This window comes from uncultured Algibacter sp. (assembly GCF_905480415.1).
In the GTDB taxonomy this organism is placed as follows: Bacteria; Bacteroidota; Bacteroidia; order Flavobacteriales; family Flavobacteriaceae; genus Algibacter_B.
The window spans coordinates 1-12,544 of the sequence record NZ_CAJQQI010000036.1 but is presented as its reverse complement, the minus strand read 5'-3'; the positions used below and the strand labels follow the sequence as shown (position 1 = coordinate 12,544).

The 12,544-nt window shown below is 33.8% G+C and carries 13 protein-coding genes, 1 tRNA gene and 1 pseudogene; 7 read left to right on the top strand and 8 right to left on the bottom strand.

Annotated elements, in window-relative coordinates; genetic code table 11:
• The 3 genes and pseudogenes from QZ260_RS03275 to QZ260_RS03265 all read right to left on the bottom strand — a co-directional run.
• Positions 1-225: pseudogene (locus QZ260_RS03275) on the bottom strand (OsmC family peroxiredoxin); the annotation flags it as partial.
• A 12-nt stretch (positions 226-237) separates the two neighbouring features.
• On the bottom strand, positions 238-474 hold the full coding sequence (locus QZ260_RS03270; protein ID WP_295982679.1) for a thioredoxin family protein: 237 nt from the start codon (positions 472-474) through the stop codon (positions 238-240).
• A gap of 152 nt (positions 475-626) precedes the next feature.
• Complete coding sequence (locus tag QZ260_RS03265; protein WP_295982677.1) at positions 627-821, bottom strand: ArsR family transcriptional regulator; 195 nt, start codon at positions 819-821, stop codon at positions 627-629.
• 301 nt (positions 822-1,122) lie between these two features.
• Here QZ260_RS03265 and QZ260_RS03260 point away from each other — a divergent pair, with 301 nt between their 5' ends.
• Complete coding sequence (locus QZ260_RS03260; RefSeq protein WP_295982675.1) at positions 1,123-1,635, top strand: metallophosphoesterase family protein; 513 nt, start codon at positions 1,123-1,125, stop codon at positions 1,633-1,635.
• A gap of 297 nt (positions 1,636-1,932) precedes the next feature.
• Positions 1,933-2,361 (top strand): peptidylprolyl isomerase, encoded by a 429-nt coding sequence (locus tag QZ260_RS03255; protein WP_295982671.1) that lies wholly within the window; start codon positions 1,933-1,935, stop codon positions 2,359-2,361.
• A 261-nt stretch (positions 2,362-2,622) separates the two neighbouring features.
• Here the strand turns inward: QZ260_RS03255 and QZ260_RS03250 are convergent, their stop codons facing one another.
• Complete coding sequence (locus QZ260_RS03250) at positions 2,623-3,033, bottom strand: DUF4293 domain-containing protein (protein ID WP_295982670.1); 411 nt, start codon at positions 3,031-3,033, stop codon at positions 2,623-2,625.
• A 183-nt stretch (positions 3,034-3,216) separates the two neighbouring features.
• On the opposite strand from QZ260_RS03250, the gene rho reads away from it, so the two are divergent.
• Positions 3,217-4,875: a transcription termination factor Rho gene (rho, locus tag QZ260_RS03245; protein WP_295982668.1), complete on the top strand. Its 1,659-nt coding sequence runs from the start codon at positions 3,217-3,219 to the stop codon at positions 4,873-4,875.
• 119 nt (positions 4,876-4,994) lie between these two features.
• Here the strand turns inward: rho and QZ260_RS03240 are convergent, their stop codons facing one another.
• The 4 genes from QZ260_RS03240 to proS all read right to left on the bottom strand — a co-directional run bounded on the left by QZ260_RS03240 (position 4,995) and on the right by proS (position 7,558).
• Positions 4,995-5,354, bottom strand: coding sequence for a hypothetical protein (locus QZ260_RS03240; protein WP_295982666.1), 360 nt, complete (start codon positions 5,352-5,354; stop codon positions 4,995-4,997).
• Between the two features lie 205 nt (positions 5,355-5,559).
• Positions 5,560-5,811, bottom strand: coding sequence for a 30S ribosomal protein S20 (gene rpsT, locus QZ260_RS03235; RefSeq protein WP_295982665.1), 252 nt, complete (start codon positions 5,809-5,811; stop codon positions 5,560-5,562).
• 26 nt (positions 5,812-5,837) lie between these two features.
• Positions 5,838-5,909, bottom strand: a tRNA-Glu gene (locus QZ260_RS03230).
• 170 nt (positions 5,910-6,079) lie between these two features.
• Positions 6,080-7,558 (bottom strand): proline--tRNA ligase, encoded by a 1,479-nt coding sequence (gene proS, locus QZ260_RS03225; protein ID WP_295982662.1) that lies wholly within the window; start codon positions 7,556-7,558, stop codon positions 6,080-6,082.
• A 98-nt stretch (positions 7,559-7,656) separates the two neighbouring features.
• Here proS and QZ260_RS03220 point away from each other — a divergent pair, with 98 nt between their 5' ends.
• The 4 genes from QZ260_RS03220 to cysS form a co-directional block, all read left to right on the top strand.
• Positions 7,657-8,778 carry a hypothetical protein gene (locus QZ260_RS03220; protein ID WP_295982659.1) on the top strand — a complete coding sequence of 374 codons (1,122 nt, stop codon included), beginning with the start codon at positions 7,657-7,659 and terminating at the stop codon, positions 8,776-8,778.
• A gap of 95 nt (positions 8,779-8,873) precedes the next feature.
• On the top strand, positions 8,874-10,382 hold the full coding sequence (locus tag QZ260_RS03215; protein ID WP_295982656.1) for an outer membrane protein transport protein: 1,509 nt from the start codon (positions 8,874-8,876) through the stop codon (positions 10,380-10,382).
• Positions 10,383-10,620: 238 nt separating this feature from the next.
• Entirely contained in the window at positions 10,621-11,298 is a 678-nt protein-coding gene (folE, locus tag QZ260_RS03210) for a GTP cyclohydrolase I FolE (protein WP_295982654.1), read from the top strand.
• 210 nt (positions 11,299-11,508) lie between these two features.
• A partial coding sequence (gene cysS, locus QZ260_RS03205) for a cysteine--tRNA ligase (RefSeq protein WP_295982651.1) occupies positions 11,509-12,544 on the top strand: 1,036 nt, incomplete at its 3' end.

The window sequence follows — 12,544 nt, the reverse complement described above, 5'->3', positions numbered from 1 at the left end:
CGCATTCACTTCAAGAGTGGCTTTTGTATAGGTAAATTTCATCATACCCGAAAAACGTTCAACATTTTTAAGAATACAGGCAGCAAAAGAACTCAAGAATAATTCCGCAGGATTGGGCAAGGTTTCGGCAGTTTTTGAAGTCGTACCAAAATCTAGATTTGATTGTTTTATATGAACAACGGCATCCATATTTGAAATAGACGAAGCCTTGATTTGATAATCCATAGCCGGTATGTATTAGTTTAAAAGAGCCAAGACTTCATCTTTTGAAGGCACTCTCCCTCTTATCGTAATTAGATCATCTATTACCAAAGCTGGTGTGATCATGATATTGAACTTCATAATTTCCATTATATCCTCAACTTTTTCAATAGTAGCATCGATATCATTTTCTGAAACCACATCTTTAACAACACCAGTCATGGATTGACATTTTGGACATCCTGTTCCTAAAATTTTAATTACTTTGGTCATAATATTTATATTTGTTTACTGCCAATAGACAATATGTCTATTAAAAATATCAATGAGAAAATTGTCGAAATAATGTTTTTCTAGTTTTCTTGATTGATACCATACTTTATTTTTGGCAGTTGTAATTCTTCTTTAATAAGACCTGCCTTTTTTTATTCTTTTAAATGGTGTGAAACCGTTGATTGAGAAATCGCCAATACACCTACCAAATCTATGATGAAACAATACGATTGATTTTCAAGGTTTACTAAAATGGAAACACCAGAAGGATGCCCTAAAGCTTTTGCAAAATTTGCCAATACTTTAATATCTTTCTTATATGCTTTAGGCTCTAAGCTTCTTATCATATTTTTTTATTCTAAATTTACGATAGGTTCTTAGATTGAAAAGTGACTTTTATCACTTTATAAAGATTTTTTGTAGGTGGGAAGAAACAGTTCTTTTATTTATTTGTGTTGATGTTTTACGTTAGGTTTTCAGATTTTGAGCAATGCCACATGATATAAGCCCGTTTTAATAACTTATATGAGACATCGAACAATGTGCGTTGATTTTCCTAGCTAATCAAGAAATATTCTTAGTCATCAGTTCGTAACATTTAAAACAATTATCTATAACTTTACCAACATCATTCCAGTTATATAATCCATGACAAAAATATTACTCCTCTCAGATACGCATAGTTATATTGACGACGACATTTTAAAATACGTAAAACAAGCTGATGAAGTTTGGCACGCAGGAGATATTGGCGATTTAAAGGTTACTGATGCCATAAAAGGACTAAAACCTTTACGCGGTGTTTATGGTAATATTGATGATGATAAAGTACGTTTAGAATTCCCAGAGCATAACCGGTTTATTTGTGAAGATGTTGATGTTTGGATTACACACATTGGCGGTTACCCACCAAAATATAATAGTAGAGTTTATGAAGGCATTAAGCAAAACCCTCCAAGACTTTTTATTTGTGGGCATTCTCACATTTTAAAGGTGATGCCTGATAAAAAACTAAACTTAATACACATGAATCCTGGAGCTGTTGGCAAACACGGATTTCATAAAGTAAGAACCATGCTTCGGTTTACCATTGACGGAAAAAAAATTGATAATTTAGAGGTTATTGAGTTTCCTGTAAGGCATCCAAAAACTAATTCCTAACAGTCTCTTTTCAAAATAAACAGTAACACTATCTAACACAGAAACGTTACTTAGTAGTCAGGTGCGTTAGGGATTGAAGCGGCATCCTTTTTTTAAACTAACTAACACAAAATTAGCTTTCAAGTAAATAATAAACAGGTAGCCACGTCGTTCACTCCTCGCTATGACGTTTAAAAAAGATATAGCGGAAAGCCTGACCCGATAGGGTAACGCCAAAAACTAAAAAAACGCTGCGAATTTGATTGATAAATTGTAAATTTGCAACCTTATTAAAAAAAACAGTAAACATTATTATTTATGAGTCAAGTAAAAGAAAATGATACGGTAAAAGTACACTACACAGGAAAACTAAGCAATGGTCAAGTTTTTGATAGCTCGGTAGACAGAGAACCATTGGAAGTAACTTTAGGTCAAGGTATGCTTATTCCTGGTTTTGAAAAAGGTATTATGACTATGGAATTAAACGAGAAAAAAACAATTAACATCCCTGTTGCTGAAGCTTATGGCGACGTGCAAAAAGAATTGTTATACGAAGTAAAGAAAGAACAACTTCCACAAGATATGAAGCCAGAAGTAGGAATGGGACTAGCATCGAAAGGTGAAGATGGAAGAGAAGTACAATTTCGTATCGCTGAAGTTAACGAAGATCATATTATTGCTGATGCCAATCATCCATTAGCTGGACAGGATTTAACTTTTGACTTAGAGCTTGTTGAAATAAAATAGCAATTCGTTTTATTAAAAATTTTAAAAGTCTGGATATACTCCAGGCTTTTTTTGTGTCATTTTTTTTAAATGAGTTTATTTAAAATAAATAACCGTCGGATTAAACATAAAGGTCATTAACTTGAGATCCCGATATCAATCGGGGCTCGTTCAACTACGTATTTTAAATACATTGCTACACCTTTTTCAAAATAGAGTTTCACTAATAAAAAAACCCAAAGCTTTCACCTTGGGTTTCACACTAATACTAAGATGTTAGGTTTATCGTAACCTATCAACAGATTTTACAAGTTCTTCATCCTTCTTGATGGCCTTATTAGCTAAAGCCAATAACACGATAGAAACAATAGGGAGAAGCATCCCAATACCTTTCTCAGAAACCGCCGTCTCTCCAGATACATTTAGTGATTGATACACGAAAAATCCTAGTAAAATAAAGTTTAATATGATGTTAAGTCGCCCCATAACAAATTGAGACTTCCTGTTTTTATACATAAAAATCGTTACTACAGACAATACTGCTGAACCCAGAAATAATCCCAAATAAAGCACGTCGTCTTTTACATATACATTTACACCTTCATTAGTAATCCATAAATGAAATACAAAAATGAGTCCCGCTGAAATTCCAGCAGCTAATAAAAGGTATATAGTTTGTATACGTTGTAACATAATAATTTAAAAACTAGACCGCAAAAATACTAGAATTATTGCTAAAAATTAAAATAAAGTCGTATAATTGCAGTAATAATTTACAACAACCGCACATACAAGCGGTTAATTCTTCAAGATTCAAAAATCATTTTTCAGAATAACTCAAGTTAGTATTCAAATAAAATATTCAATTAAACATCAATGTTTGAAATTTCACAATTAAAAGAAAAAAAACTCACTGATTTACAGGAGATTGCTAAAAAATTGAACGTTCCTAAATACCGTTCAATGAAAAAATTAGATTTAGTATACCAAATACTCGATCAACAAGCTGCTGACCCAAAAGCAGTAAAAGCTGTCGTAGCTCCAGAACCTTCTTCAGAAACAAAAACTCAAACACCACCTGCTAGAAAACCTAGACAGCGTGTTCAAAAACCTGCAAGAAACGAGCAACAACAAAATAGCGATAAGGCACAAGGTAACAAACCGGAAGTTGAAGCAGTGCCAATAGCAGAATCGACTCAAAAAAGTGAAACAACACCAAACGTTGTTGTTCCTCAAAATAAAGAAGAAAAAAAGCCGGTACATAAGCCAAATCCAAGACCGCGCAATGATAACCAGAAAAAACCGAATCCAAGACCTGACAACAATCCAAACAAAAATCAGCATAAAAACCAGAAAAGTGGTAATGTTGATAAGGGTAATAAAGATACCAGAAACCGTTATCGTGACCCTGATTTTGAGTTTGATGCCATTATTGAAAGCGAAGGCGTTTTAGATGTCATGCAAGATGGTTATGGATTTTTACGCTCATCAGATTACAATTATTTATCATCACCAGATGATATCTATGTATCGCAATCACAAATTAGATTATTTGGTTTAAAAGTTGGGGATACTGTTTTAGGACAAGTGCGCCCGCCAAAAGAAGGCGAAAAATATTTCCCTTTAATTAAAGTGAGTCAAATTAATGGTCAGAATCCAAATGTTGTTAGAGACCGCGTGTCTTTTGAACATTTAACACCATTATTTCCTCAAGAAAAATTTAATTTAGCAGGGCGTCAAAGCACCATCTCTACTAGAATTATGGATTTGTTCTCGCCTATTGGAAAAGGACAACGTGGTATGATCGTATCGCAACCAAAAACTGGTAAAACGATGTTACTAAAAGATGTCGCTAATGCTATTGCAGCAAACCATCCAGAGGTTTATCAAATGATTTTATTAATTGATGAACGTCCTGAAGAGGTAACCGATATGCAACGTAACGTTCGTGGTGAAGTTATTGCTTCAACCTTTGATAAAGAGGCTCACGAGCATGTTAAAATTGCAAATATTGTTCTTGAAAAAGCCAAACGTTTAGTAGAATGCGGACATGATGTGGTGATTCTTTTAGACTCTATCACGCGTTTAGCAAGAGCTTACAATAGCGTTCAACCTGCATCTGGTAAAATATTAAGTGGTGGTGTTGATGCCAACGCATTACACAAACCAAAACGTTTCTTTGGTGCAGCTCGTAATATTGAAAATGGAGGTTCGCTTACCATTATTGCTACAGCACTTACAGAAACAGGTTCTAAAATGGACGAAGTTATTTTCGAAGAATTTAAAGGAACGGGTAATATGGAACTTCAGTTAGATAGAAAAATATCTAACCGTAGAATTTTCCCTGCTATCGATCTTACATCTTCAAGTACGCGTCGTGACGATATTTTATTAGACAAAGTTACTATTCAACGTATGTGGGTGATGCGCAAGTACCTTGCAGATATGAATCCTGTTGAAGCCATGGAATTCATTAACGAACGTTTCAAGCAAACTAGAAACAACGAAGAGTTTTTAATTTCTATGAATGGTTAATTAGAAGTAAAAATTTTATTCCGCCATCGCGGAAATCTATATAACTAACTCAAACTAAAAAAGCCTTGACATATATGTCAAGGCTTTTTTTATATATTTTTAAAAAATTTTTGAAATATTTAATTATTCAAAAGATCCCTATATTCTTTTAAGTCAGCAATATTTGCTTTGTTGTTAAGATTTCTTATTAGAGATATTAAATACTTAAGACTTTCTACTGGAGACTCATCATTACTTGCTTCAATAGAACCATCTTCTTCTATAGGCTCATCATCAAGCATAGGTATTAGGAATGCATCGTTTTCTTCTATATGCTCATAGGTTAGCCTAAGCACTTTTACTACTAAAGGAATTTGCTCTTCTAAAGCATACGTTCTTAATTCCTTGATGTCATCGATTAAGTCCTCTGTATTAATACCTGTCTTATCAAGGTCTTTAAGAATTTTATCGATTACTTTTATTGCTTTTTTATTTTCCAATGGTGTAGATTATATAAATAATTAACTTCTTATAGTTGCAAATTTATATTATTAAAAGACAAATACAGTTGTTTTTTTACAATTTTGTTTCTTAAACTTGAACAATTATAATAATTCCTTTTAACATTAAAATTATTTAATGTTAAAACAAAAAAAGCCTCTCATTTCTGAGAAGCTTTTATATATTTTAAAACTTAAAATCTAATTAAAGTGCAGCAACGTGTTTCGCTAAACCAGATTTCAGGTTAGCTGCTTTGTTAGCATGAATAACATTTTTCTTTGCTAATCTGTCTAACATAGAAATAATTGAAGGAAACATTGTTTCAGCTTCTTTCTTATCAGTTAACTCACGTAATTTTTTAATAGCATTACGAGTTGTTTTATGCTGATATTTGTTAGTTAAGCGTTTTGCTTCGTTACTTCTAATTCTCTTTAATGCTGACTTGTGATTTGCCATTTTGTTTTTTTCTTAATTTTTAATTGTAGCCCGTAGGGGAATCGAACCCCTCTTACATGGATGAAAACCATGCGTCCTAGCCGATAGACGAACGGGCCCTTTGTTTCAAGTGTGCAAATATAAATACTAAAATCTATACTCACAATATCTTTCAAATAACTTACAACGTTTCCATTGCGGATGCAAAAATACAACTATTTTTAAATGTTGCAAGAGGTAAATAATATTTTTTTAAAAAAAATTATTTTAACCTCAATTTTTAGATGAATTAATAGGCCTTTGCAAACAATACTCTACGTTTCGAAGGTTTTCCTGAATACACACAAACACCTGCTTCAACCTCCCCTTCTAAAGGAATACACCTAATAGTGGCCTTGGTAAGGGTTTTAATTTTCTCTTCTGTTTCATTAGTACCATCCCAATGCGCCGAAATAAAACCAGTTTTAGTTTCTAAAACAGATTTAAATTCATCAAAAGTATCCACTTCTGAAATATGTTCATTTCTAAAATCTAAAGCTTTCTTGAATAAAGACTCTTGAATCTCTATTAGTAACGCTTCTATTTTTTCGTTCAAACTATCAAGAGTAACAACTTCTTTCGTTAAGGTATCTCGCCTTGCGATTTCAACAGTACCGTTAGCTAAATCCCTAGCTCCAATAGCGATTCGTAATGGAACGCCTTGTAATTCGTGTTGCGCAAATTTAGCACCTGGTCTGCGAGTCGTTCTATTATCATACTTCACCGTAATATTTTTTCCTCGTAAATCACTTAAAACCCCATTAGCGACTTCAGTAATGGCATTTAAATCGTCTTCACTTTTATATATAGGAACAATCACCACTTGATTTGGTGCTAAGCTTGGTGGTAATACTAATCCATGATCATCACTATGTGTCATAATTAAGGCTCCCATTAAACGTGTAGAAACACCCCAAGATGTTGCCCAAACATAATCCTGTTTACCTTCTTTATTAGCAAATTTAACATCAAATGCCTTAGCAAAATTCTGACCTAAAAAATGCGATGTTCCAGCTTGTAACGCTTTTCCATCTTGCATTAAAGATTCAATGCAATAGGTTTCTTCAGCTCCAGCAAATCGCTCACTTTCTGTTTTTAATCCTTGAATTACAGGCATAGCCATGAATTTTTCAGCAAAGGTCGCATACACATTATTCATTAATTCAGCCTCAGCCAAAGCTTCTTTTTTAGTTTCATGAGCGGTATGTCCTTCTTGCCATAAAAACTCGGCAGTACGCAAAAACAAACGCGTACGCATTTCCCAACGTACTACATTAGCCCATTGGTTTATTAAAAGTGGTAAATCTCTGTATGATTGAACCCATCCTCTAAAAGTATTCCAAATAATAGCTTCACTGGTTGGTCTTACAATAAGTTCTTCTTCCAACTTTGCTTCTGGGTCTACTCTTAACTTTCCTGGTTTATCTGGGTCGTTTTGCAACCTGTAATGTGTAACGATAGCACATTCTTTGGCGAAACCTTCAGCATTTTTTTCTTCAGCTTCAAACAAACTTTTAGGCACAAATAATGGGAAATAGGCATTTTCATGTCCTGTTTCTTTAAACATTTTATCTAATTCTGCCTGCATTTTTTCCCAAATTGCATAACCATAAGGCTTGATTACCATACATCCTCTAACCGCGGAATTCTCTGCTAGATCTGCTTTAACAACCAATTCATTATACCATTTTGAATAATCTTCTGCTCTACTCGTAAGTTTTTTGCTCATATTTTTGTTTTGGCACAAATATTGTATCTATTAGAAATATAAAATAGTTCAGCAAAACTAACTATTTTTGTTATGTTCAACAATAAAATTATAGAGATATGCAATTTAACAACTACCTAAAAAGAAAAATGCCAATTTTAGCCCTTCTTGGTTTACTATTTGGCTTGGCATCATGTGGTTCTTATCAATACGTTGGTGTAGACAGTGATGGCATTTATGGTGGCACACCAGTAACTCAAAATACTGAGGCCGTTGTTGAAGTGCCTAACGAATCTAATAGCAACTATTATAAGGACTACTTTAAAACAAAATCTATAGAATCTGAAAGCTATAATGCCGAGGAGGCCATTTTTACAGATATTGATACTTATGAAAGTTCTAATTATGTTGAAAACGATACTATTCCTAATAATTATCAAGGTTATGCAGGATGGGGTCAAGACAGTAATAACATTACTATTAATTACATCGACAATGGCTGGAACAACTGGGGCTGGAACGGTGGTTTTGGTTGGGGCTTGAATGGATGGAATAATTGGGGCTGGAACAACTGGGGTTGGAACGGTGGTTTTGGCGGTGGATTTTATAGCGGTTGGAATAACCCATTTTGGGGCTCTCCCTTTTATGGTGGTGGATTTTATGGTGGTTGGGCTTTTAACAATGGCTGGGGTAATAATAGAGGATACTACAACAGAAGTTTCTACAATAATAGAGGGTATTACAATAGCAGAAGAGGTCTTTCATATAGCGCTAGCAGAAGAGGTAGTTACACTGCCAATTCTAGAGGAACTAATTTAAGCAGACGCAGCTCTGTAAGCTCACAAAGTAGAGGTGCTACATCAAAATATAATACAACAAGAAGAAGTAGTGTTGCTAGAAATTCTACTTCAGGCACAACCAATAGAAGGGTTTATAATCCTAACGGAACACGCACATCTTCTGATGTTACAAGAAGATCTGCAGTAACAAGAACACCGTCTACAAATTCAACGACAAGATCTTCAACGGCAAGAAGAAGCTCAAGTTCTAAATACAGACAGCCAACAAGAAGTAATTCGGGTTCTAGTACTTCTAGAAGATCGTCCTCTTCAAACAATAAAAGTTACTCACCAAGCAGAAGTTCTTCTAGTTCAAAATCGAGCTCTTCATCATCTAGATCATCAAGCAGCAGCAGAAGCTCTAGTAGTGGTTCAAGATCTTCAAGTAGCAGAAGACGTTAATCCTATTTAAATAGATAAAAATATTCAATATAATATGAGTCAAAGTATTATTTTCTAAATGATTAATAACACCTGGCTACTAAAAAGATAAAAATATGCAGATAAAAAAGTTAAATTTACTAGTCATTGGTTTACTATCTATGTCTACAATTTACGGGCAAGATATAAGCGATGCCGTTAGATTTTCACAAAGTGAAATTCAAGGAACCGCTCGTTTTAGAGCATTAAGTGGTGCTTTTGGCGCCTTAGGTGGCGATATGAGCGCAGTTGCTATAAATCCGGCTGGCTCTGCTATTTTTAGTAGAAGTCATGCATCGTTTTCTGGATCAAATATTAATGCGAAAAACGATACGAACTATTTTGATGGTTTAACCAATTCGAGTGTTTCTAATTTTGATATTAATCAAGGTGGTGCTGCATTTGTTTTTACTAATAGCAATTCTAATTCGCCTTGGAAAAAATTTACATTAGGGATCGCTTACGACAGGACCAATAATTATGAAGATGCATGGAACGCTGTTGGTAGAAATACCAATAACCAATCTATAGATCTTTATTTCTTAAGTTATGCTGACGGTGTGAGACTAGGCGACATTTCTTTGTTAGATGGTGAGTTTATAGAAGACGCGTATTCAGATATAGGAAGTGTATTTGGTTTTGGACATCAACAAGCTTTCTTAGGGTATCAAGCTTTTATTCTTGAACCTGATGCAAATAACGATGATAATACAACGTATTTCTCCAATTTGGCAGATGGAACTTTTGATCATGATTATTTATATTCTAGCACGGGGTATAACGGAAAAATTTCATTTAACCTCGCCACTCAGTATGAAGATAATTTATATTTAGGAATTAACTTAAATTCACATTTTATCGATTACCAACGCAGCACATCTTTTCTTGAAGACAATTCAAATGGAGCCTTAATCACTGCTATTGATTTTGAAAATAACTTATCTACAACAGGTAATGGGTTTTCATTTCAACTTGGTGGTATCCTGAAATTATCTCAAGAATTTAGAGTTGGATTAACTTATGATTCTCCAACCTGGTACACTATAGAAGAGGAAACAACGCAATTTATCGATTCAAATGAAGCAGATTCAGATATTCGTTTTATAGGTGATATTGTCAATATTTATCCTCAATACAAACTAAAAACACCTTCAAAAATAACAGGAAGTTTAGCTTATGTCTTTGCGAAACAAGGACTGATAAGTTTCGATTATTCCAAAAAGGACTATGGAAATACTGAGTTTACACCCAATAGAGATTATAATGATTTAAACAATGCTATAAGTAATGTTTTAACCGATGCTTCAACCTACCGTTTTGGTGGTGAGTACAAGCATAAGCAATTCGCTTTTAGAGGTGGTTACCGTTTTGAAGAAAGCCCTTATACTGATGGTTTAACCGTTGGAGATTTAACAGGGTATTCTTTAGGTCTTGGGTATAACTTTGGTAATACCAAGCTAGATGTTACTTATGACAAATGGGAACGCACTGATGCTACCCCGCTTTATAATGTTGGGCTTACTGATACAGCTAGTATTGATAGACAAAACTCTAATATTACATTATCTTTGAGTTTCAATATTTAATCATCATTTAAAAATAATTCTAAAAGCTTGAACATATGTTCAAGCTTTTTTATTTATGAAATCATTTTGAATGGGGAGCCTAAATCCGTTTTCCGCTTTCGCGAGAATGACAAATTCAATTAAAACCTCCAATTGAAAAATCGAGGAATTCTTTAATAATTAATTTTTGCAAACAAAAAGGGTAACAAAAAAAGTGAAATGCTTATCTTTGCAAACTAATATTTGACATATATAACTCATGGCTTTTGATAGTAACATAGAGGATTTTGATGCATTAGGAAATGAGCATATTGGTACATCTGAAAATACACCAATGCGACATGATGCTTTTAAATTAAATAACGAGGAAAAGATTGACATCATTAAGGATGATGTGCGTCATATCATGGAAACCTTAGGTTTAGATTTAACAGACGATAGTCTAAATGGGACACCAAACCGTGTCGCAAAAATGTTTGTTAATGAAATATTTGGAGGACTAGATCCAGACAAAAAACCAAGTGCTTCTACTTTTGAAAACAAGTACAAGTATGGTGAAATGCTTGTTGAAAAAAATATTACCGTATATTCAACTTGCGAGCATCATTTATTACCTATAGTTGGCCGTGCTCACATTGCTTACATTTCTAACGGAACTGTTGTCGGGTTATCCAAAATGAATCGTATTGTTGATTATTTTGCAAAACGCCCACAAGTACAAGAACGACTTACTATACAAGTGGTTCGAGAACTTCAAGAGGTTTTAAACACTAAAGATGTCGCTTGTGTTATAGACGCAAAACATCTGTGTGTAAATTCAAGAGGTATTCGCGATATTGAAAGTAGCACTGTAACTTCAGAATTCGGAGGGAAATTTAAAGACATGTCTACACGTCGTGAATTTCTTGATTATATAAAGTTAGAGACTAAATTCTGATATGTTTGATGTTTAGTCATAAAGTTGTATCAAATAATCAGCTTTACAACTAAACGATAGACCTCTAACTTTTTAAAAGAAATCGAATTTATTTCCGAAGAAAACTATAAAAACATTAGATTAGATGTTGAATCTATTACTAATAAAATTAACGCTCTAAGAAATCACTTTCTGAAGCCTTAACAACAAACGACTAAACGTTTAATAGAAATGCAGTTATATCAATCAAATCCAATAAAACTATACAACTCACTTACTGGCAAAAAAGAAATATTTACACCTATTAATGAGGGACATATTGGAATGTATGTTTGCGGACCTACCGTTTATAGTAATGTTCATTTAGGCAATGTGAGAACCTTCATGTCTTTTGACATGGTTTTTCGTTATTTAAAACATTTAGGTTATAAAGTAAGATATGTTAGAAACATTACTGATGCTGGTCATTTAGAAAATGATGCTGATGCTGGCGAGGATAAAATCACTAAAAAAGCGCGTTTAGAACAAATTGAACCTATGGAAGTTGTTCAACGCTATACGGTAGATTTTCACAATATACTAAACACATTAAACTTTTTACCACCAAGTATTGAGCCTACAGCTACAGGGCACATTATAGAGCAAATTGAACTCATAAGTAAAATTATAGAGAATGGTTTTGCTTATGAAGTTAATGGTTCTGTATATTTTGACGTTCATAAATTCAATGAAACTCATGAATATGGTAAATTAAGTAAGCGTAAGCTTGAAGATTTAATTCATAACACACGTGTGCTTGATGGCCAAAGTGATAAAAAGAATCCTCAAGATTTTGCACTTTGGAAAAAAGCCGAACCTCAACATATTATGCGTTGGCCTTCACCTTGGAGTGATGGTTTCCCGGGTTGGCATCTAGAATGTACAGCCATGAGCACTAAATATTTAGGCGAACAGTTTGACATTCATGGTGGTGGTATGGATTTAAAATTTCCGCACCACGAATGTGAAATTGCTCAAAATGAGGCTGCCAAAGGAAAAAGTCCGGTTAATTATTGGATGCACGCTAACATGTTAGAGTTGAACGGACAGCGCATGTCTAAAACAACAGGAAACACGGTTAATCCAGATGAATTATTATCTGGAAATAACAAATTCTTTACTAAAGCCTATGGCCCAAGTGTTATTCGGTTTTTTAATGCCATGTCGTCTTACCGAAGCATATTAGATTTAACTAATGATGGACTATTAGCAAGCGAGAAAGGGTTTA